We start from the raw sequence: 21542 nt of genomic DNA on the forward strand, positions 1-21542 counted from the left end.
GGCACGGCCAAGCGCCGGTCACTTGGTCCAGTCGAAAAAGCCCTTGCCGGACTTGCGGCCCAGTTCCCCGCGGGCAACCTTGTCCCGCAGGATCTGCGGCGGAGCGAACCGATCCCCCAGCGTGGACTGCAGGTACTCCGCGATGCCGAGGCGCACATCGAGGCCCACGATGTCGGTGGTCCGCAGCGGGCCCGTGGGGTGCTTGTAGCCCAGGACCATGGCGTTGTCGATGTCTTCAGGGCTGGCCACGCCCTCTTCCACCATGCGCATCGCTTCGAGGGCGATCGCGACGCCAAGCCGGGAGGAGGCGAAGCCCGGCGCGTCGTTGACCACGACGGCGGTCTTGCCCAGCGCCTCGACCCAGCCGCGGGCGGCCCGGGCCAGCGCGTCGGAAGTCTGCTCGCCGAGGACCACCTCGATGAGCGTCGACGCCGGGACCGGGTTGAAGAAGTGCAGGCCCAGGAAGTTCTGTGGCCGCTTCAGCTCACGGGCCAACCCATTGACGGACAGCGACGACGTGTTTGACGCGAGGTAGGCGCCGTCGGCGAGCCGTTCCTCGATGCCGCGCAGCGCGGTGACCTTCAGATCCCAGTCTTCCGGAACGGCCTCGACCACCAGTTGCCGGCCGGCGAAGTCGTCATAGTCCACCGTGACCGCGAGCCGGGAAGCCATCTCGTCCAGGTTGCCGTCCACCGCGCCGCGCTCAATGCTCTTGGCAGCGGCGGACTCGACCCGCTCCCGGGCGGCCTCGGCCGAAGCCTCGTCGCGCTCGACCACCACGACGTTGGCTCCCTTGATCAGGAAGGCGTGGGCGATGCCGGCGCCCATGCGGCCGCCGCCGAGCACTCCCACGAAGTGGGGAAAATTACTGTCGGGAAGGTTGGCGGGGAGTGCGGAGTTGCCCATGTCTATTTCTGCTTCCCGGATTCGTTGGCTGACGTTTTCTCTGATGTCTTCGCTGATTTCTTGTCCAGAAAAGCCTGCATGCGGTCGAACTTGGCCTGGGACTCGAAGAGGATCCCCTGCGCCAGTTGGTCAATGAGGGGATGCGCCTCGGCCGGGGCGTGGAACACGGACTTGGTGATCCGGACGGCCAGCGGGTCCTGCGTGGCGATCCTGTCGGCGAGCCGGTGGGCGGCGTCCATCAGCCCGGACGGTTCATGGATTTCGGTGATGAGATTGACGGCCAGGGCACGTTCTGCGCGCAGCACGGCGCCGGCCAGCAGCATTTCCTTGGCGACGGGTTCCCCCACGAGTTCCTTCAGGCGCCAGCTGGCACCGGCGGCGGCCAGGATGCCGAGGCCGGTTTCGGGATTGCCGATCCGGACGGACGGGGTGCCGATCCGGAAGTCGGCGGCGTAGGCCAGTTCGGCGCCCCCGCCGAGGCAGAAGCCGTCCACGGCTGCGATGACGGGCATCGGCAGCTTGGCGATCCGGACGAAAATGGTGGAGTTGATGCCCTGCAGGGCATCGTCGCGGCGCCGTTCGCGCAGCTGCCCGATGTCGGCACCGGAGGCGAAGACCCCGTCGGTGCCGGCGATGATGAGGACTTTCGGGTGCTGCTCGAGATGGGCGCAGACGGCGTGGAGTTCGTCGACCATCTGCTGGTCGATCGCGTTGCGGACCTCGGGGCGGTTGAGCACCACCACCACGCGGTCGTCGCGCTCTTCGACCAGGAGCGTGCTGAAGCGCTCCGCTTCGAGGGCCGTCGCCGGGGCCGCCACTACACGCGCTCCAGCAGCATGGCCGTGCCCTGGCCGACGCCGATACACATGGTGGCGAGGCCGATCTTCGCGTTTTCGCGTTCCATCCGCCCCAACAGCGTGATGGCGATCCGGGAACCGGACGACCCCAGCGGGTGCCCCAGGGAGATCGCGCCGCCGTCGCGGTTCACAATCTCCGGGTCGAGGCCGAGCCGGCGCATGCTGGCCAGGGACTGGGTGGCGAACGCCTCGTTCAGTTCGACGGCGCCGAGGTCGCCGACGCCGAGCCCGGACCGGGCGAGCACCTTCTGGGTGGCCGGGACCGGGCCGATGCCCATGATTTCGGGCTCGCAGCCGGCAGAGGCGCCGTCGATGATGCGGGCGCGCGGGGTGAGGCCAAGCCTCTGGATGGCGGCTTCCGAGGCCACGATGATGGCGGAGGCGCCGTCGTTGAGGGTGGAGGAGTTGCCTGCCGTGACGATCGAGCCGCCCTTGACTACCGGCCGGAGCCCGGCGAGGACGTCCATGGTGGTTCCGGCGCGGGGCCCCTCATCGGTGTCCACCACGGTCTCGCCCTTGCGGGACTTGACGGTCACGGGGACGATTTCCTCGGCGAAGCGGCCGGCGGCTATGGCGGCCAGGGCCCGTTCGTGGGAGCGGACGGCGAAGGCGTCGGCGTCCTCCCGCGAAATGCCGTCAACCCGCCCCACTTCTTCCGCCGTCTCGGGCATGGAGTAGGTCATCTTGCCGTCCCGGGAGAGCTCGCCCTTGGTGAACTGCGGGTTGACGAAACGCCAGCCGATGGAGGTATCGAAGATTTCGCCCGGCTTGGCGAAAGCGGTCCGGGGTTTTTCCTGGACCCAGGGGGCCCGGCTCATGGATTCAACGCCGCCGGCGATCACGATGTCCGCGGCGCCGGACTTGACCATGTGGCTGGCCATGATGATGGCGCTGAGCCCGGAGGCGCAGAGCCGGTTCACTGTGATCCCGGAGATGTGGAGGGGCAGCCCGGCAAGGAGGGTGGCCATGCGGGCCACGTTGCGGTTCTCTTCGCCGGCACCGTTCGCGTTGCCGAGGATGACCTCGTCGATGGTGTCCGGATCGACGCCGGCTCGTGACACTGCCTCGCGAACCACCAGGGCGGCCAGGTCATCGGGGCGGACTGCGGAGAGGGCGCCGCCGTAGCGGCCCACGGGGGTGCGGGCGCCGCCAACAAGAAAAGCCTCGACCATGAGAACATCCTTCACCAAGAAAGCGGGGCCGGCAGCAGAGTAAATTACCGACCGTTCGTTCTATAAAGATTACACGGCGGGGCAAGGGGGTCAACCGGATGCCGCCGGATTACGCGACGACGACGCCCAGGTGGGCCGCGAGCAACGGGGCGAGCAGGGTGAGCTGGTAGTCGTCCACCACGAGGCCGGCCACGCTGCCCAGTCCGCTGATCGTGCGGAAATCGGTGCCCCGGAGGTCGAAGTCCTTAAGCCGGGCGCCGGTGAAATCGAGGGTCCCGATCGTGCAGTTCTTCAAGGCGACGCGGGTGGCGGTGCAGGAGCCCAGGTCCAGTTCATTGATGATGCAGTCGCTGATCTGCACGTCCGTGAGCTTGGACCCGCGCAGGTTCACATAGTCGAGTTTGCCGCCGTCGATCCGCACCGACTGCCAGCCGCTTTCATAGAGTTCCGCCGATCCCCAGCGGGGGTTGCCTATCTCCACATCCCGGAGGCTGGCCCGGGCCGCCGTCAGCACCGGAGCGTAAACCTCGGTCAGGATGCAGTCACGGAACGTGGCGCCGCGCAGCTGCGTCTCGTTGAAGGACACTCCGGTGAATTCGCATTCGGCAAAGTCGGTGGCGCCAAGGTCCAGGCCGTCTGCCGACGCTCGGCTGTACCGGACGCCGTCGTACCGAACACCCCGCCGGAACTCCGGGGCAGGATCGTCCCGCAGCTCCCCCGGCCGGACCGGCGCGAGGCGGGGAGCCGTGACCTTCGGAGCTTTGTCCGCCGCAGCGCGCCGCACTGTCACAGGGACTCGGCTTTGGCGGCGATGTCCGCCAGGTCTTTCGCAAATGCCTTGCGGGTGATGCGCATCCCCAGCGGACCGAACACGGCGAGCATGATCCTGCTGAGCCGGGTCGGTTCGATGACTTCGGCGCCGAAGGTCAGCGTGAGATCCGTTCCGCCGTCGCGCTCCGCCAGCGAAAACCTGGACGTGTAGTCGGCGCCGCCCTGCAGAGCCTTCACCGTGGTACTGCCGCCCCGGCCACCCGACGGCGCCTCAGCCTGGGAAACCCACATCTCCACCGTTTCCGAGCGACCCAGCATGGTGCGGGTTTCCTTCCAGCGGGTGCCCGCGGCGTAGGGTCCGTCGGTGAGCATCTGGATCGAATCGACGCCGGACAGGGTCGCGGCAGATCCAGGAATGTCCGACACCACCTTCCAGACCGAGTCCGCCGGAGCCTTGATGTGCTGCGTGAGAGTGGTCTTGTGGTCCATGACCTCGAGCCTATCGGATCACCGCGCGGTACCTCCCTGAATTAGTAAGCATGCTTTGTGTTAGGGTGATCGGACAGTGAATTTCAACCGGAAACGAAAGGTGGCCAACACCATGGGTGTCGGAGACAAGATTCAGAACGAAGCGGAGAACCTGGGCGGCAAGGCCAAGGAAGCGGCCGGAAACGCCACGGACAATGACCAGCTGCGCGCCGAGGGCCAGAAGGACCAGGTTGTAGCCGACGCAAAGAAGGTCGGCGAAAACGTCAAGGACACCTTCAAAAAGGACTAGTCCTTCCAAACTTTTGCGGCGCCGGATTTTCCTTTGGGGGATGTCCGGCGTCGCTTTTTTGTGCCCGTTTGCGAGAATGACCCCACACAGCCAGCAAAGGGGACACCATGGCACGGACCGATGCAAACCACGGCCAGCCCGACAGCCGGGATCTCAGCAACGTCGACCTGAGCCGGGCCAGCGCTGCCGCCGGCGGCTCCCCGGTACTGCGCGGCTACCTGGCGTCACCGGAGGGCGAGGGGCCTTTTCCGGCGGTCCTGATGGTCCATGAGGCCTTCGGCCTGGACGACATCACCGTACGCCACGCCAACCGCATGGCGGCGGCCGGTTACCTGACGCTGGCCGTTGACCTGTACAGCGACGGCGGCGCCCGTCGCTGCCTCGTGGCCACCATGCGTGCGCTGGCGGCGGGCGAAGGCCGCGCCTTCACCGATCTGGCCACCGCCCGGGACTGGCTGCGGGAATCCGGCCGGACCACGGGCAAGGTCGGCGTGATCGGATTCTGCATGGGCGGCGGCTTCGCCCTGCTCCTGGCCAATGACGGCTTCGACGCCGCCGCCGTCAATTACGGCCGGCTCCCCAAAAACCCCGAGAAGGCCCTCGCCGGGGCCTGCCCGATCGTGGCCAACTTCGGCGGCAAGGACCGCACGCTGCGCGGCGGGGCCGCGAAACTCGAGTCCGTGCTCGACCGCTTGGGCGTGGCCCACGACGTCAAGGAATTCCCGCACGCCGGGCACGCCTTCCTCAACGATGTGGAGACCGGGCCGAGGGCGCTGCGGCCGCTCTTCCGGGTCATGGGGATCGGTCCGGATCCGGAATCGGCCCCGGAAGCCTGGCATCGGATCGAGGACCACTTCGCCCAGCACCTGAAGGCCTGAACCCCCGTGCCGGACGTCCGTGGGCTTCGCGGGCTGGCGCTGCGCCAACGGCCCGGCGCTGCCCGTATACGCGTAGCGCCGGGCCATCGCCGTGTCACGGGACGTTCTCCGTAGCGGAACCGGGGGGGGTGGTCGGGATGTCCGCGTTCGTCCCGGCTCCCCGCGTGACGACGCTCGATCCCAGTTACTCGATGCCGGACCCCGCTTCACCCCTACACACCCCCGGGATTGCGCGGGCACATTCAGGCGCGGTCGGCAGCAACTGGGCGGGAGCGTCACGGCGCCATCGGAAGGTTCCCGCGTGCCCGCGGTTAGCCCGCGTTCGTCCCGGCTCCCCGCGTGACGACGCTCTATCCCAGCTACTCGATGCCGGGCCCCGCTTCACCCCTACACACCCCCGGGATTGCGCGGGTACGTAGAGGTGCGGTCACCAGCAACTGGGCGGGAGCGTCACGGCGCCATCGGAAGGTTCCCGCGTGCTCGCTCGCTCACGTGGACTAGAGCGAGCGCACACCGGTCATACCGCCTCGCGCTGCCCGGTCCGCAGGAGGGGTGCGAAGAACTCGGCGAGTTCCGGCGTCGCCGTCAGCGGCAGGACATTGGCCACGTACTGGTCCGGCCGCACCACCACCACGGCGCCGCCGCGGTCGATGCCGCGCAGCTCGAAGATATCCGCCGTCGGATCCGTGGCGTAGACGTTCTCGAGGTAGGTGAGCTGGAACGGGCCCACCTGCGGCTTGAACGCGGCCGGCACGGCGCCAATGTCGATGTTCGTGTGGTCCTGCTGGTAGATCACCTTCACGTCGAACCAGGCATCGCGGTCGGCACCTTCGGGGGTGGCGGCGAGGGGCGAGTCCGGCGCGTTCGCGATCCAGTCGGCGAACTCCGCGGCGGGCGACCCCGCACTCTGCTGGCCCGTACTCTGTCCAGCCTGCGGTGCTGCCGCGTCCGCGAAGACGTAGATGCGCCAGCGCCCGTCCGCCTTCGCCTGGTGCCCAAGGTGCACCGGATTTGTGTCGCAGACCCGCACCACCGGCGCGGACTTGAAACGCTTGCCGATGGTGAACCCGGTGGCCAGGTCCTGGTGCGCCGGCCCGCCGATGAGCATGGAGGGGGCGTACTGGGTCATAAACCCTGCGGGGAATTCGGCGGTGCTGACGTAGAAGTCCTCAAGCTCGGAGGGATTCTCGAACTCCTCCGGCTTCTTCGCCATCAGAGTGGACCACTCCTTGTCGAAGTCGATGAGGTTCTTCGCGATGACCTGGCGCTCGGCCGAGTACGTGGACAGCAGGCTCTCAGGGCTCCGGCCCTCGAGCACGTGCCCAAGCTTCCAGCCCAGGTTGAAACCGTCCTGCATGGAGACGTTCATGCCCTGGCCGGCCTTGGCGCTGTGCGTGTGGCAGGCATCGCCGGTGATGAACACGCGCGGGGTGCGGGTGCCCCGCTGCTCCGGCAGGACGTCGTCGAACCGGTCGGTGAGGCGGTGGCCCACCTCGTACACGCTGTGCCAGGCGACGTTGCGCACGTCGAGCGTGTAGGGGTGCAAGATCTCGTTCGCCTTGGCGATGATCTGCTCGATGGTGGTGTTGCGGACGGCGCCCTTGTCCTTGGGGTCCACCTCGCCGAGGTCGACGTACATGCGGAAAAGGTGGCCGCCTTCACGCGGGATCAGCAGGATGCTGCCGCCCCGGCCGGACTGGATGGCACATTTCAGCCTGATGTCGGGGAAGTCCGTGACGGCAAGGACGTCCATGACCCCCCAGGCGTGGTTGGCCTGGTCGCCGGCGAGCGTGCAGCCGATCGACTCCCGCACCTTGCTCCGCGCGCCGTCCGCGCCGACGACGTACTTGGCGCGGACTGTGCGCTCCTGGCCCTCGTCGGGTCCGGCCGTGTGCAGGAGCGTCACGGTGACGGGGTACTCGCCTTCACCGGTGACCTCGAGGCCGCGGAACTCCAGGCCGTAGTCGGGTGACATGCGGCTCGGCGAGTTCGCCATGAACTCGCTGAAGTAATCCAGGACGCGGGCCTGGTTGACGATCAGGTGTGGAAACTCGCTGATGCCGGCCGGGTCGTCGACGGCGCGGGCGCTGCGGTGAATGCGGGAGGGGTCCGCGGGGTCCGGCTTCCAGAAGGCCATCTCGGTAATGCGGTACGCCTCGGCGATGATCCGCTCGGCGAACCCGAAGGCCTGGAAGGTCTCGACACTGCGGGCCTGGATGCCGTCGGCCTGGCCGATCGCAAGCCTCCCGCCGCGGCGCTCCACGATCCGCGTGGTGACGCCCGGGAACTGGGAGAGCTGCGCGGCGGTGAGCATGCCCGCGGGCCCTGAGCCCACAATGAGCACGTCCACCTCGTCAGGAAGCTGCATGGGCCGATCGACGCCGACGCCGGCGGCCGGCTGGACTCGCGGGTCACCGGATACGTAACCGTGGTGGTGGAACTGCACGGGCTTTCCTCACTTCGTTGTGTGGCGGGTCGTTTGTGTGGCGGGACTGTCGTCGTCATGTTCTAAAAATCGGTGTTCGATTATAGAACGTGACGTTCGATAATAGAATTCTGATTCTCAATCCAAAACTGTACGGCAGATATGACGCGGGTTACAAGCACCGTGGAAATTGCCGAAAAGGGGGTTGACGTTCCCCCGTTCCCGGCCCATAGTTTTCGTATACGATTTCGTACTCGATGAGGAGTAACACTTGGAACAGGTCACCGACCACCTCCTGGCCGCGGCCCGCAAGGTCATCGCGGTGCATATCAACTACCCCAGCCGGGCAGCCCAGCGCGGCCGCACGCCGGAGCAACCTTCCTACTTCCTGAAACCGTCGTCGTCCCTGGCAGTTGGTTCGGCAGCAGCTCCTTCAACCGTGGAGCGGCCGGCCGGCTGCGAACTCCTCGGCTACGAGGGCGAGATCGCCCTGATCATCGGCAAGCCCGCCCGCCGCGTGGGCATCGAGGACGCGTGGAGCCACGTCGAGTGGGTCACCGCCAGCAACGACCTCGGCGTCTACGACCTCCGCTACGCGGACAAGGGCTCCAACCTGCGCTCCAAGGGCGGCGACGGCTTCACGCCGGTGGGGCCGGGCCTGATCGCGGCCGACGCCGTCGACCCCGGAAAACTGCGGATCCGCACGTGGCACAACGGCGAGCTGGTCCAGGACGACACCACCGCGGACCTCCTGTTCCCGTTCGCCAGGCTCGTGGCCGATCTGTCCCAGCTGCTCACCCTCGAAGAGGGCGACATCATCCTCACCGGCACCCCCGCCGGGGCCTCGGTGGCCAAACCGGGCGACGTCGTCGAGGTGGAAGTCAGCGCCGGCGAACCCACCGCTCTTTCTACCGGCCGGCTGGTCACCCGGGTTGCGGAAGGCACGACGCCGTTCGCGGACTTTGGCGCCCGGCCCAAGACCGATGACGTGCAGCGGGAGGAGGCGTACGGCTCGCGGGAAGCCGCCGGGCTCGCAGCGCCTGCTCCCGTCCTGTCCCCGGAGCTGAAGGCCAAGCTGGAAAGCGTCTGCACGGCCACCCTGTCCTCCCAGCTGCGCAAGCGCGGCCTGAACAACGTCAGCATCGACGGACTGACCTCGACCCGGCCGGAGAAGCGGATCGTGGGCCTGGCCCGGACCCTGCGCTACGTCCCCAACCGCGAGGACCTTTTCACGAGCCACGGCGGCGGCTTCAACGCCCAGAAGAAGGCCATCGATTCAGTCAACGAGGGCGAGATCCTCGTCATGGAAGCCCGCGGCGAAAAGGGCACCGGCACCATCGGCGACATCCTGGCCCTCCGCGCCCAGGTCCGCGGCGCCGCGGCAATCATCACCGACGGCGGGGTGCGTGACTTCTCGGCCGTGGCCGCCATGGACATGCCCACCTACTATGCCAACCCGCACCCCGCGGTCCTGGGGCGCCGGCACATCCCGTGGGACACGGACATCACCATCGCTTGCGGCGGCACCACCGTGCAGCCCGGGGACATCATCGTGGCCGACGCCGACGGCATCCTGGTGATCCCGCCGGCCCTCGCCGAAGAGCTCGCGGACGATTCCATCGCCCAGGAACGCGAGGAAACCTTCATCGCCGAAATGGTGCAGCAGGGCCACAGCGTGGACGGCCTCTACCCGCTCAACGCCGCCTGGCGGACCCGCTACCAGGAATGGGAAGCCGGCAAAGCCCATGACTGAGACCGCCGCCACGGCCACCACAGTCAGCAAATCCGAGCAGGCCTATGCGGCCGTCAAGGCACGGATCGTGGACGGCACCTACTCCCCCGGCTACCGGCTGGTGCTGGCCAAGATCGCCGAGGACCTGGGCGTCAGCGTGGTCCCGGTCCGCGAAGCCATCCGGCGGCTCGAGGCCGAGGGCCTGGTCAAGTTCGAGCGCAACATCGGCGCCACCGTGGCCGGCATCGACCCGACCGAGTACCTCTACACGATGCAGACGCTCAGCATCGTCGAAGGCGCCGCCACGGCCCTCTCGGCTCCGTTGATCGGCGAGGCGGACGTGGCCCGCGCCCGGGCCGTCAACGCCGAGATGCGCGAATGCCTGCAGCACTTCGACCCCGTCCGGTTCACCCGGCTGAACCAGGACTTCCACAGCGTCCTGTTCGAGCACTGCCCCAACCCGCACATCCTGGACCTCGTCCACCGGGGCTGGAACCGGTTGGCGTCCCTGCGCTCGTCGACGTTCCGCTTTGTCCCCGGCCGTGCCCACGAATCCGTGGACGAGCACGAGGCGCTGCTGCGGCTCATCGAGTCCGGCGCCAGCCCGGATGACATCGAAAAGGCTGCCCGCCGCCACCGCAGCGCCACCCTCGACGCGTACCTCGCCCAGGCGGCGGCAAGCGACCTCCCGACCCCGCAGACCACACAGCAGTAAGGAAAAACAATGACGTTCACTGCCGCAGAAACCAAAACCCATTACGTTCCGCAGGATCTTCCCACCCACATCCAGCACTACATCAACGGCGAATTCGTTGATTCGGTGGGCGGAGCAACCTTCGACGTCCTGGACCCGGTGTCCAACCAGAACTACGCCACCGCCGCCGCCGGCCAGAAGGAAGACATCGACCTCGCCGTCGCCGCCGCCCGCGACGCGTTCGTCAACGGCCCGTGGCCGAAGATGAAGCCCCGCGAGCGGGCCCGCGTCCTGAACAAGATCGCCGACGCCGTCGAAGCCCAGGAGGCGCGGCTGGCCGAGCTCGAAACCTTCGACACCGGTCTGCCCATCACCCAGGCCAAGGGCCAGGCGCTGCGCGCGGCCGAGAACTTCCGTTTCTTCGCGGACCTGATCGTGGCCCAGTTCGACGACGCCATGAAGGTCCCCGGCGCCCAGATCAACTACGTCAACCGCAAGCCGATCGGCGTCGCGGGCCTCATCACGCCCTGGAACACGCCGTTCATGCTGGAGTCCTGGAAGCTTGCCCCGGCCCTCGCCACCGGCAACACTGTGGTCCTGAAACCGGCCGAATTCACGCCCCTATCCGCCTCGCTCTGGGCGACGATCTTCAAGGACGCCGGCCTTCCCGACGGCGTGTTCAACCTGGTCAACGGCCTCGGCGAGGAAGCCGGCGACGCCTTGGTCAAGCACCCTGACGTGCCGCTGATCTCCTTCACCGGTGAAACCACCACGGGCCAGACGATCTTCCGCAACGCCGCGGCCAACCTCAAGGGCCTGTCCATGGAGCTTGGCGGCAAGTCCCCCTGTGTCGTGTTCGCCGACGCCGACCTGGACGCCGCGATCGACTCCGCCCTGTTCGGCGTCTTCTCCCTCAACGGTGAGCGCTGCACCGCCGGCTCCCGGATCCTGGTGGAGCGCGCCGTATACGAGGAATTCTGCGACAAGTACGCCGCCCGGGCCAAGAACATCGTGGTGGGCGACCCGCACGACCCCAAGACCGAGGTCGGCGCGCTGGTCCACCCGGAGCACTACGCCAAGGTGGCCTCCTATGTGGAGATCGGCAAGTCCGAGGGCCGGCTGCTGGCCGGCGGCGGCCGCCCGGAGAATCTGCCCGCAGGGCTCAACAACAGCAACTACATCGCCCCGACCGTGTTCGCCGACGTCGCCCCGGACGCGCGGATCTTCCAGGAAGAGATCTTCGGACCCGTGGTTGCCATCACCCCGTTCGATACCGACGACGAAGCCCTCGCCCTGGCGAACAACACCAAGTACGGCCTCGCGGCCTACATCTGGACCCAGAACCTGACCCGGGCGCACAACTTCTCCCAGAACGTCGAGGCGGGCATGGTCTGGCTCAACAGCCACAACGTCCGCGACCTGCGCACCCCGTTCGGCGGGGTCAAGGCCTCCGGCCTGGGGCATGAGGGCGGCTACCGCTCCATCGACTTCTACACCGACCAGCAGGCCGTCCACATCACCCTCGGCACCGTACATACTCCTAAATTCGGCGCCTAAGTCTCCTGCCGGCGCCACCCAGACCCCTTTCAAAGAAGAGAGAACGCCATGACCAACTTCGTCCCCACCCCCACCGTCCCGGCCCCGGACATCGTCCGCTGCGCCTACCTGGAACTCGTGGTCACGGACCTCGCCAAGTCCCGCGAGTTCTACGTCGACCTGCTGGGCCTGCACGTCACCGAGGAAGACGAGAACACCATCTACCTGCGGTCCCTGGAAGAGTTCATCCACCACAACCTGGTGCTGCGCAAGGGCCCCGTGGCCGCTGCGGCCGCCTTCGCGTACCGGGTGAAGTCCCCCGCCGAGGTGGACGCCGCCGAGGCCTACTACAAGGAACTGGGCTGCCGCACCGAGCGCCGCAAGGAAGGCTTCACCAAGGGCATCGGCGACGCCGTCCGGGTTGAGGACCCGCTCGGTTTCCCCTATGAATTCTTCTACGAGACCGAACACGTGGAACGCCTCACCCAGCGCTACGACCTCTACTCGGCCGGCGAGCTGGTCCGGCTGGACCACTTCAACCAGGTCACCCCGGACGTCCCGCGCGGCCGCAAGTACCTTGAAGACCTGGGCTTCCGCGTCTCCGAGGACATCAAGGACTCCGACGGCGTCACCTACGCCGCCTGGATGCACCGCAAGCAGACCGTGCACGACACCGCATTGACCGGCGGCAACGGCCCGCGGCTGCACCACATTGCCTTCGCCACGCACGAGAAGCACAACATCATCCAGATCTGCGACAAGATGGGCGCCCTGCGCATCTCCGACCGGATCGAGCGCGGCCCCGGCCGGCACGGGGTCTCCAATGCGTTCTACCTCTACATCCTGGACCCGGACGGCCACCGCATCGAGATCTACACGCAGGACTACTACACCGGCGACCCGGACAACCCCACCATCACCTGGGACGTCCACGACAACCAGCGCCGCGACTGGTGGGGCAATCCCGTGGTTCCCTCCTGGTACACCGAGGCATCGCTGGTCCTGGACCTCGACGGTAACCCGCAGCCCGTCATTGTCCGGGAGGAAAAGTCCGAGATGGCTGTGACCGTGGGCGCCGACGGCTTCTCCTACACCCGCAAGGAAGACGACGGCCCCGCCGGCGAAAAGACCGGCTTCAAGCTCGGGGCGCAGGTTTAGCGTGCTGGATCCCGCGACGATCGAGGCCATCGCAGACGAACTGCTGGAAGCCGGGCGCTCCCGGACACCGGTCCCCCGCCTGACTGCCCGCTACCCGGACATGACGGTAGAGGACTCCTACGCCGTCCAGCAGCTGTGGCGGCGCCGCAATGAGGACGCAGGCCGGACCCTGGTGGGCCGCAAGATTGGCCTCACGTCCAAGGCCATGCAGGCCGCCACCGGCATCACCGAGCCGGACTACGGCGCCATCTTCGATGACATGGTGCTGGAAACCGGCTGCTCCGTGCGGTGGGACCAATACACCCATCCGCGGGTCGAAGTGGAACTGGCGTTTGTCCTGAAGAAGGACCTGGCCGGCCCCGGCTGCACCATCTTCGATGTCCTGAACGCCACCGACTACGTGGTTCCGGCCCTGGAGATCCTGGACTCCCGGATCGAAATGGAGGGCCGGACCATCGTGGACACCATCGCCGACAACGCGGCTATGGGCGCCATGGTGGTGGGCGGAAACCCTGTCCGCCCCGACGCCGTGGACCTCCGCTGGGTTTCCGCCATCCTCTACAAGAACCAGACCGTGGAGGAAACCGGCGTGGCCGCCGGCGTCCTGGACCATCCGGCCAACGGCGTGCACTGGCTGGCGAACAAGATTGCCGCCCACGGGGACTGCATGAAAGCCGGCGACATCATCCTCGCCGGATCCTTCACCCGGCCCCTCTGGGTCTACAAGGGCGACACCGTCCACGCCGACTACGGACCGCTGGGGAGCATCACATGCCGCTTCGAGTAGAACCGGACGCGACCTTCCGTGACGCGCTGCGCAACCAAACCGGCGCGGCCGGCCGGCCGCTGGCCGGGATGTGGGTGTGCTCCGGCAGCCCGCTGGTGGCCGAGCTCTGCGCCGGGGCCGGCCTGGACTGGCTCCTGATCGACGCCGAACACAGCCCCAACGGGCTCGAATCCGTCCTGGCCCAACTGCAGGCCGTGCACGGCTACCCGGTCCTGGCCATGGTCCGCCCGCCCGTAAACGACACCGTGCTGATCAAGCAGTACCTGGACCTGGGCGTCCAGAACCTGCTGATCCCCATGGTGCACTCGGTGGCCGACGCGGAAGCGGCGGCGGCCGCCACCCGGTACCCGCCGCATGGCGTCCGCGGGGTGGGCTCGGCCCTGGCCCGGGCGTCGCGCTGGAACCGGATCCCGGACTACCTTGCCCGCGCATCCGAAACCGTCAGCCTCACCGTCCAGATCGAATCCGAAGCAGCCGTTGCCGCCGTGGAGGACATCCTGGCGGTGGACGGCGTGGACGCGATTTTCCTGGGGCCCTCCGACCTCGCCGCCTCCATGGGGCTGCTGGGCCAGCAGGAACACCCCCAGGTGCGCGCCGCCGTCGAACACTGCCTTGCCGCCGCCAAAGCGGCCGGCAAACCCGCCGGCGTGAACGCCTTCAACCCCGCCACCGCGCACCGGTACATGGCAGCCGGCGCAGCCTTCGTGCTAGTCGGGGCCGATGTGTCCATTCTCGCCCGCGGCTCCGAGTCCTTGGCTGCCGAATATATCCCGCCGGGCCCGGTGGTCCAGCCTTCCGGCACCCCCGCCAGCTACTGAAGGTTCTCAGCGTTAACCCCGACGGCGGCAACCACCTGTTCGAGGTGATTGCCGCCGTCGTCGTACTACAAGCCGCGCTACAGCTTGTTGCGGTCCGCGTCGGGACCAGTGGGGCCTAGCTGAAGAGCTCGCTCTTGGGCGCGTTGTTCTTGACCTTCTGCCAGCCCAGCCACAGCACCAGGGCGAAGAACGGAACGGTCGCCAAGGTCCACAGGCCCAGGTGGAAGACCTCGCCGGTCTTGCTGGTCATGGTGTCGAAGCCGATCAGCACGGTGATGGCCAGCAGCGCGACCAGTCCTGCCCAGCTGGTCCAGGGCGAGCCCGGCATGGGGAGGCTGGAGACACGGCCCTTCTGGTGGCGCAGTGCGATCTGACTGGCGAAGATGGCGCCCCACGTGAAGATCACGCCGATCGAGGCGGTGTTCAGCGCGAGATCGAAGGCGTGCGAGCCGCCCAGCCAGATGTTCAGCATGATGCCCACGAGGTAGAACGCGGCGATCGCGAGGATGGCGGCGTACGGCACGTGGCGCTTGGACATTTTGGTAAGCCACTGCGGGGCATGCCCATTGTTGGCCATGGTGCGGAACACACGGCCGATCGAGTACAGGCCCGAGTTGCAGGAGGACAGCGCGGCGGTGATGACGATCATGTTCATGACGTCGCCCACCCAGCCGAGGCCCATCTGGCCAAACACGGTGACGAACGGGGACACGCCGGCCTTGTACTGGTCCGAGGGCAGCAGCATGGCCAGCAGCAGGACAGAACCGACGTAGAACACCACAATGCGCAGTACGACGGCGCGGATCGCCTTGGGCACCTCGCGCTTGGCGTTCTGCATCTCGCCGGCGGTGATGCCGACGAGTTCGATGCCGTTGTAGGCGAAGATCACGGCGTTGAGCACGAGGACCATCACGAGGGCGCCCTTGGGGAACATCCCGCCGTCGTCGGCAAAGAGGTTGGCCACCGAGGCGTGGCCATCGCCCACCTTGGCGTTGGTGACCACCATGAAGGTGCCAACGGCCAGGAAGATCAAGATGGCGCCGACCTTGAGGCAGGAGGCCCAGAATTCAAACTCGCCGAATGCCTTGACGCTGAGCAGGTTGACGGCCACCAGCAGCGCGAGGGCGGCAATCGCGGAGGCTTCCACCGGAACGTTGGGGAAGAAGAACTGGAAGTACAGGCCGATCGCGATCAGCTCCGCGATCCCGGTCATGCCCCAGTTGATGAAGTACATCCATCCGGAGATGAAGGCGCCCTTCTTGCCGAACATTTCGCCGGCGTAGCTGACGAAGGAGCCCGAGGTCTGGCGGTACATGATGAGCTCGCCCAGTGCCCGCATGAGCAGGTAGGCGATCACGCCGGCAATGGCGTAGGAGAAGATCAGCGCAGGGCCCGTGGAGGCCAGGCGTCCGCCGGCCCCCATGAACAGGCCGACGCCGATTGCGCCGCCCATCGAGATCATCGTCACGTGGCGGCCGCTCAGGGTCTTCTTGTAGCCCTCGGCGCTGAGGGTCGAGTCGACGGCGGGTTGCGCCGGCGCGCTCTTGAGTTCTGTGGGGGTAATTGAAGGCACAGCTGATTCCTTGTAGGTCGATGTATGGCCGGAACAGGACTGTGGATTCAAGTACACAAAATTCGGGCCTAAGCCTCTTGCAGGGGCCAAGACGTGTACCGAACCTCACAAGTGTCGAAGCTCGCGCGGCTCATCTATCGTACTAGCATTCAGGACCCCGGCGTGACCCGGGCAACACCCAGACCTGCCCCGAAACCGCCACAACACCGGTAATTTCACGAAAAAGCGCAGGTCAGAGAGCTGTTTCCATTACCCTGAGCACACCGGCGGGAACTTTCCGTCCGGTGTGCCTGCAACTCAGTGCAGGCCACGGCAGGAACGCCGTGAGTCAGGGGGGACCATGAAACAGAGAGCGCTACTGCCTGCGGTGTTGCTTCTCGTACTGGCGGGTTGTTCGAGCGGCGGTTCCGGTCCGGCTGGAACCAGCACCGCAGCAACGCCAGCACCAACAACATCACAGACATCAGGATCGCCGGCGCCGAGTATCTCCGAGCCTGGCGATGTTTCCACTTCGCTGAACGCGCCCGACGCATTGCGGCAGCACGTTTGCACCGCATCAGCCGACGGGTCGTGGTCCTTCAAGGGCACCCTCGTCAACAACTCGGATAAGAACAAGGTGTTCACCGTGGCCATCGCGGTCACAGCCGGCCCCACGGTGGCAGGGCACGCCCTCATCACCCAAGTTGTTCCGGCCGGCCAGTCGGCCGACATCGCCGCACCGAACTTCGCCAAGACCAAGGACGGCGGCGGGACCTGCGCGCCAGTCGTCTCCGTAGAGGACGCCCCATGACAAAGAAGTTACTTCTCATCACGGCCGTGATCCTCGGGCTTACTGCCGGGCCGCTGGCAGTAAGCCCGGCCTTCGCTGAGGATGCACCGGTTGCACCGCCGGCAACCAGCCCGGCGGCCACACCGACCGCAACGCCGGCACCGACCGCAACGCCGACCGGATCCGCATCCTCATCCGCATCCGCTCCCGCCGGTCCGGTTCCAAAAACAACGGCAACTCCCACGGCGACGGCGACGGCGAAAGTCACCGCGGAGCAGGCAGTGCCCCTTGTCGAACCGACGACGACCCCGACGAAAGAGCCGGCGCCTCCGTCCGTCGTCGTCCGAGGAGGCATCGAGACGAAGTGGACGGCGCTGAAGGGTGCCGCCGGGGCTCTCGGCGCGCCGACCGCCGTCGAGGTCTGCTCACTGGGCGTCTGCAGCCAGGCGTTCGACGGCGGATCCATTTTCTGGACCAAGGCAACAGGGGCGCATCCGGTCCTGTTGACCGAGGGACACACCGGCCCCCGCTGGCACGCTAAGGGCGGCCTGGCGATTTTCGGCTATCCCGTCACGGATGAGAATTCGGTGTCTGGAGGAACTATCCAGAAGTTCTCCAGTGGCCGCATCCTGGCATGGACAGGCACGCGGATGCTGGAGTTCTCGGCCACAAACGGCATCGGGAGCCGCTGGGCCGCGGCCGGCGGCGAGGCCGTTCTGGGCCTCCCCGTAACCGCCGAGGCCTGCGGGCTGAAGGCATCCGGGTGCTATCAACGGTTCGACAACGGCAACATCTACTGGGCGCCGGGAATCGGCGGCCATGTTGTCTGGGGCGGCATTCTTGGTCGCTGGACGGCCGGCGGGGCCCAGAACAGTTCGCTGGGCTACCCGCTCACCGAGGAAACCTGCGGGGGTACCGGGGGCTGCGTGCAGCACTTCCAAGGCGGCAGCATCTTCTACTCGCCCACCACGGGCGCGCACGTGACCCGCGGCGCTATCGGCAGCCGATATTCCGCCGCCGGGACGACGCGAAGCATGCTGGGATACCCGATCACGAGTGAGACCTGCGGACAACCCGCCGGTGGCTGCGTGCAACGGTTCCAAGGCGGGAGTATCTACTGGTCACCCACCACTGGTGCATGGATTTCCGGCAGGGGCATCGACAGCAGGTTCGTCGCGGCGGGTGGCCTTGGCAGCTCGCTGGGGTATCCCATCGCGAGCGAGCGCTGTGTTGCCACGGCCTGTTCGCAGTCCTACCAGCGCGGGGATATCACGTGGACCAGCTCCGCCGGGTCCCGACTCTATGGAATGACCGAATGCCATAAGCTCAACAACGGCCAGGCCAAGTACTCCACGTACGGAGCGAACCGCGTCCTCCTCACCTGGACCTCGGGTTACGGACAGTCCCACGCGACCAACCAGTACTGCCTGAAGGTCGCCGGAGCGTATGTACCGGACTGGCGGACTGACGGCTACGTCGGTAAATCAGGGTTCAAGCCGCCGGGAGTGCCGTCCGGTCCCACCCGGAACCTGTACTCGCCCACGGGCTCGTTCTCCGTGACGGAGGCCTTCGGTCTGGGCAACCCCGGAACGAAACTTTCCTACCGCACGCTGAACCCCCGTTCGCGGTGGGGCGGGAACCCCTGGACGCCCACGTACAACAAGTACCACGAGTCGTCCTCCTGGGTCGGCTGGGACGAGAACATGTGGTGGTTCGCCAGTGGGGGCTACTACCGCCAGGGCGTGGTCATCAACTACAACCGGCCCAACATCGTCCAGGACGCGGGCTTCGCCATTTTCTTGCACATGAACAAGGTGCCGACAGCCGGTTGCATCTCGCTCGATGACTGGGCAGTGGTTGACTACATCCGCAAGTCCACCCCGGGCGACCGGATCATGATGGGGACCTACGGGTCGCTCTTCCGTTAGATCCAAAGCACCGCAGCTTCGCAGCTAACGCCCGGCGCCCTCGGCCCGGGCGTTAGCCTTTTCCCGGAGCTCGCGGGGAGAGCGGCGGCGCCAGGCTGGGCTGCGCAAACCCCGATGGTTCTGCTACACCAGAGCGCCGTCACGCATGGTGTAGCGGAGCCAGTTTCCGGAGCCGGCCCCGGGCCCGGCTTCGTTTCGTTTGGCGCACGTGCTGAACCATTCCCCCAGTGCGCGGTCGTGGCTGACCATGACCAATGTCCCTTCGAAGCCGGAAAGGGCCGCTTCAAGCTGTTCCACCAGCACGGGCGCCAGGTGGTTGGTGGGCTCGTCCACCAGCATTGTCCCGTAGCCGCCCAGCAGGAGCCGGGCCAGCGCCAGCCTGCGTTGTTGCCCTGCGGACAGGCCCCCCACCGGCACGTGGAATTCGCTGGTCCGGAACAGCCCCAGGCGCAGCAGCGCCTCGGCGTGCTCATCGATGTTGCCGCCCAGGCCCGCGGCAAAAGCGGGCAAGAGCCGCAATGCCGGGCGCTGCGGGAGTTCCAGCTCCTGCTGCAGGTAGCCGATCCGGCCGTGCCTCGCCACGGTGCCCTTGGCCGGCACCAGCGTGCCGGCGAGGACGGAGAGCAGCGTGGACTTGCCTGCACCGTTGGGGCCCGTAATGAGGATCTTCTGCCCCGCCGCCACGCGGAAGTCCGTGGGTTCCAGGCGGCCGGGCACGGCCACCCCCTTCGCTTCAAGCGCGGGACCCGCCGCAACGTCTGCCCGCAGATCCGTCGCCAGCTTCAGGGGCACCGGGGGACGGTCGATGGGATTTTCCTCCAGCCGGCGCAGACGCTCCTGGGCATTGCGGACCTTGCTGGTGGCCGCCTTCTGCCACGTGCCGGCCTTGAAGTCGAACCCCATCTTGTCGCCGTCGCGTTGGCGGGCGTAGCCCATCTTCCCCGCCACTGTGTCCGCCTGGAGCTGCTCGGCAGCCATCGCGTCCAGCCACCCGTGGTACTGCTGCGCCCAGCGCTGGCGTTCTGCAGACTTCTCCCGCAAGTAGCCTTCGTACCCGTTGCCGTACCGGTTGACCGTCCGGCGTTCGGCATCCACCTCAATCACGGTGGAGGCCACTTTGCGCAGCAGCACGCGGTCGTGGGAGACCACCACCACGGTTCCGCGGTGCGCGGCCAGCCGCGCCTCCAACCAGGCCGTGCCGCTGGCGTCAAGGTGGTTGGTGGGTTCGTCCAGGAGCAGGATGTCCGCGGGATCCGCGAGTACGCAGGCCAGGGCCACGCGTTCCTGTTCCCCGCCGGAGAGCGAGCCCAGTGTCCGCATCCGGTCCAGCCCACCCAGCCCAAGCCGGTCCAGCGCCGCCTCCACCCGGGATTCCGCGGCGTAGCCTTCCCTGAGCTGGTGCTGCGTCTGCAGGTTGCCGTAACGCTCCAGTTCGTCCGCTTCCGCGTCGGCAAGCCCGCGCTCCAGACGGTCCAGCTCCGCCTCCAGTGCCCGGAGCGATGCCAGGGCGGCGTCAATCGCGTTGCTGACGGTGAACTGCTCCGGCAGGCCGTGGGTCTGGGCCAGATAGCCCACGCGGCCGTGGGTGACGGCGGTGCCCTCGTCCGGGGCCTCCAGCCCGGCCAGGATCCGGAGCAGCGTGGATTTTCCCGCGCCGTTTTCGCCGACGATCGCCACATGTTCGCCGGCTGTGATGGCAATGTCGACGCCGACAAAGAGCTGGCGGTCCCCATAGCCATGGGATACGCCCGAAAGGCGGAGATGTTCGCTCAAGGAGTCCTCGCAGGTAGATGCCCAGCCTGCCCGGCGGCGGCTTGCGTCCTCAGTATCGCACCGTCGACTGGCACTGGGGCACTGGGGCGCCTCCCGCCCTCGGCCGGGCTCAGGCTGCAAGCACAACCGCTTTCTTGCGCCGGGCCTTCGCCAGCCGCGTCCCGATCAGGCCCTGCCGGGGGCTGAACAGATAGACGGCCGCGAAGGCGGCCCCCTGCGTCAGGACCACCATGGCGCCGGAGGCGGTGTCGAGGTAGTAGCTGAAGTAGATACCAGCGATGGAGCACACCGCGGAAATGGCCGGCGCGATCACGAGCATGCGGGAGAACCGGTCCGTGAGCAGGTAGGCCGTGGCGCCGGGGATGATCAGCATGGCTACTACCAGCACCACACCTACGGTCTGCAGGGCCACCACGGAGGTCAGCGCCAGCAGGCCCAGCAAGAGGGCGCCGAGGCGTTTCGGGGACAGGCCGATCGCGTGGGCATGCGTAGGGTCGAAGGCGTAGAGCGTCAGATCGCGCCGCTTCAGGATCAGGATGGCGAAGGCGACCACACCCAGCACAAGAACCTGGATGAGGTCCGGGATGCTGACGCCGAGAAGGTTGCCGAAGATGATGTGGTTCAGGTCCGTCTGGCTCGGCGTAACGGAGATGAGCACCAGGCCCAGGGCGAACAGCGAAGTGAAGACAATCCCGATGGCGGCGTCCTCTTTGACCCGGCTCGTATTGCGGACCACCCCGATGAGTGTCACGGCAACCAGCGCGAACACCAGAGCCCCCAGGGCGAACGGCGCCCTGACGATGTAGGCGAGGACAACGCCCGGCAGCACGGCGTGGGAGACGGCATCGCCCATCAGCGACCAGCCAATCAGCACCAGCCAGCAGCTCAGCACGGCGCACACAATCGCAGCCAGCGCCGTGGTGATGATGGCACGGACCATGAAGTCATAGCCCAGCGGTTCCAGCAGGATGTCGAAGAGATCCATGG

The 21542-nt window shown here is 67.0% G+C and carries 19 protein-coding genes; 10 read left to right on the plus strand and 9 right to left on the minus strand.

Going from position 1 to position 21542, the window contains the following annotated elements; all coding sequences use genetic code 11:
• Positions 1 to 18 precede the first annotated feature (18 nt).
• The 5 genes from ACFRJ8_RS17605 to ACFRJ8_RS17625 form a co-directional block, all read right to left on the minus strand.
• Entirely contained in the window at positions 19 to 906 is an 888-nt protein-coding gene (locus ACFRJ8_RS17605; RefSeq protein WP_377987466.1) for a 3-hydroxyacyl-CoA dehydrogenase family protein, read from the minus strand.
• Between the two features lie 2 nt (positions 907 to 908).
• Positions 909 to 1724: an enoyl-CoA hydratase/isomerase family protein gene (locus tag ACFRJ8_RS17610; protein WP_377987468.1), complete on the minus strand. Its 816-nt coding sequence runs from the start codon at positions 1722 to 1724 to the stop codon at positions 909 to 911.
• Entirely contained in the window at positions 1724 to 2935 is a 1212-nt protein-coding gene (locus ACFRJ8_RS17615; RefSeq protein WP_377987470.1) for a thiolase family protein, read from the minus strand. Before ACFRJ8_RS17615 ends, ACFRJ8_RS17610 begins: the two co-directional genes overlap by 1 nt.
• Positions 2936 to 3044: 109 nt before the next feature.
• On the minus strand, positions 3045 to 3725 hold the full coding sequence (locus tag ACFRJ8_RS17620; RefSeq protein ID WP_377987472.1) for a pentapeptide repeat-containing protein: 681 nt from the start codon (positions 3723 to 3725) through the stop codon (positions 3045 to 3047).
• Positions 3722 to 4195 (minus strand): SRPBCC family protein, encoded by a 474-nt coding sequence (locus ACFRJ8_RS17625; protein WP_377987473.1) that lies wholly within the window; start codon positions 4193 to 4195, stop codon positions 3722 to 3724. The genes ACFRJ8_RS17620 and ACFRJ8_RS17625 overlap by 4 nt, the downstream gene beginning before the upstream one ends.
• A gap of 112 nt (positions 4196 to 4307) precedes the next feature.
• Between ACFRJ8_RS17625 and ACFRJ8_RS17630 the strand changes: the two genes are divergently transcribed.
• The gene (locus ACFRJ8_RS17630) at positions 4308 to 4484 is read left to right on the plus strand and encodes a CsbD family protein (RefSeq protein ID WP_377987640.1); all 177 of its coding nucleotides are present in this window, start codon (positions 4308 to 4310) and stop codon (positions 4482 to 4484) included.
• A gap of 107 nt (positions 4485 to 4591) precedes the next feature.
• Entirely contained in the window at positions 4592 to 5362 is a 771-nt protein-coding gene (locus ACFRJ8_RS17635; RefSeq protein WP_377987474.1) for a dienelactone hydrolase family protein, read from the plus strand.
• Positions 5363 to 5879: 517 nt separating this feature from the next.
• Here the strand turns inward: ACFRJ8_RS17635 and ACFRJ8_RS17640 are convergent.
• Positions 5880 to 7808, minus strand: a complete 1929-nt coding sequence (locus ACFRJ8_RS17640) for an FAD-binding monooxygenase (RefSeq protein ID WP_377987475.1) — start codon at positions 7806 to 7808, stop codon at positions 5880 to 5882.
• A gap of 250 nt (positions 7809 to 8058) precedes the next feature.
• Between ACFRJ8_RS17640 and ACFRJ8_RS17645 the strand changes: the two genes are divergently transcribed.
• The 6 genes from ACFRJ8_RS17645 to ACFRJ8_RS17670 are packed head-to-tail and all read left to right on the plus strand — an operon-like array spanning position 8059 to position 14512.
• Positions 8059 to 9540 carry a fumarylacetoacetate hydrolase family protein gene (locus ACFRJ8_RS17645; RefSeq protein WP_377987476.1) on the plus strand — a complete coding sequence of 494 codons (1482 nt, stop codon included), beginning with the start codon at positions 8059 to 8061 and terminating at the stop codon, positions 9538 to 9540.
• Positions 9533 to 10234: a GntR family transcriptional regulator gene (locus ACFRJ8_RS17650; RefSeq protein WP_377987477.1), complete on the plus strand. Its 702-nt coding sequence runs from the start codon at positions 9533 to 9535 to the stop codon at positions 10232 to 10234. The genes ACFRJ8_RS17645 and ACFRJ8_RS17650 overlap by 8 nt, the downstream gene beginning before the upstream one ends.
• 9 nt (positions 10235 to 10243) lie before the next feature.
• Complete coding sequence (gene hpaE, locus ACFRJ8_RS17655) at positions 10244 to 11770, plus strand: 5-carboxymethyl-2-hydroxymuconate semialdehyde dehydrogenase (protein WP_377987479.1); 1527 nt, start codon at positions 10244 to 10246, stop codon at positions 11768 to 11770.
• Positions 11771 to 11818: 48 nt separating this feature from the next.
• Entirely contained in the window at positions 11819 to 12907 is a 1089-nt protein-coding gene (gene hpaD / locus ACFRJ8_RS17660) for a 3,4-dihydroxyphenylacetate 2,3-dioxygenase (RefSeq protein WP_377987481.1), read from the plus strand.
• 1 nt (position 12908) lies between these two features.
• Positions 12909 to 13694 carry a 2-oxo-hept-4-ene-1,7-dioate hydratase gene (gene hpaH / locus ACFRJ8_RS17665; RefSeq protein WP_377987482.1) on the plus strand — a complete coding sequence of 262 codons (786 nt, stop codon included), beginning with the start codon at positions 12909 to 12911 and terminating at the stop codon, positions 13692 to 13694.
• Positions 13679 to 14512: an HpcH/HpaI aldolase/citrate lyase family protein gene (locus ACFRJ8_RS17670; protein WP_377987484.1), complete on the plus strand. Its 834-nt coding sequence runs from the start codon at positions 13679 to 13681 to the stop codon at positions 14510 to 14512. The genes hpaH and ACFRJ8_RS17670 overlap by 16 nt, the downstream gene beginning before the upstream one ends.
• A 115-nt stretch (positions 14513 to 14627) precedes the next feature.
• On the opposite strand, the gene ACFRJ8_RS17675 is transcribed toward ACFRJ8_RS17670, so the two are convergent.
• Positions 14628 to 16085 carry an amino acid permease gene (locus tag ACFRJ8_RS17675; RefSeq protein ID WP_377987486.1) on the minus strand — a complete coding sequence of 486 codons (1458 nt, stop codon included), beginning with the start codon at positions 16083 to 16085 and terminating at the stop codon, positions 14628 to 14630.
• A 532-nt stretch (positions 16086 to 16617) separates the two neighbouring features.
• Here ACFRJ8_RS17675 and ACFRJ8_RS17680 point away from each other — a divergent pair.
• Both ACFRJ8_RS17680 and ACFRJ8_RS17685 read left to right on the plus strand, forming a co-directional pair.
• Complete coding sequence (locus tag ACFRJ8_RS17680; protein WP_377987487.1) at positions 16618 to 16875, plus strand: hypothetical protein; 258 nt, start codon at positions 16618 to 16620, stop codon at positions 16873 to 16875.
• Positions 16872 to 18782 carry a hypothetical protein gene (locus tag ACFRJ8_RS17685; RefSeq protein ID WP_377987488.1) on the plus strand — a complete coding sequence of 637 codons (1911 nt, stop codon included), beginning with the start codon at positions 16872 to 16874 and terminating at the stop codon, positions 18780 to 18782. The genes ACFRJ8_RS17680 and ACFRJ8_RS17685 overlap by 4 nt, the downstream gene beginning before the upstream one ends.
• A 123-nt stretch (positions 18783 to 18905) precedes the next feature.
• Here the strand turns inward: ACFRJ8_RS17685 and ACFRJ8_RS17690 are convergent, their stop codons facing one another.
• Together ACFRJ8_RS17690 and ACFRJ8_RS17695 are read right to left on the minus strand one after the other, a co-directional pair.
• Positions 18906 to 20555: an ABC-F family ATP-binding cassette domain-containing protein gene (locus ACFRJ8_RS17690; RefSeq protein ID WP_377987489.1), complete on the minus strand. Its 1650-nt coding sequence runs from the start codon at positions 20553 to 20555 to the stop codon at positions 18906 to 18908.
• A gap of 109 nt (positions 20556 to 20664) precedes the next feature.
• Complete coding sequence (locus tag ACFRJ8_RS17695; protein ID WP_377987491.1) at positions 20665 to 21540, minus strand: metal ABC transporter permease; 876 nt, start codon at positions 21538 to 21540, stop codon at positions 20665 to 20667.
• Positions 21541 to 21542: the final 2 nt, after the last annotated feature.

Origin of the sequence: Arthrobacter sp. NPDC056886, from assembly GCF_042788715.1 — a bacterium.
Lineage (GTDB): Bacteria > Actinomycetota > Actinomycetes > Actinomycetales > Micrococcaceae > Arthrobacter.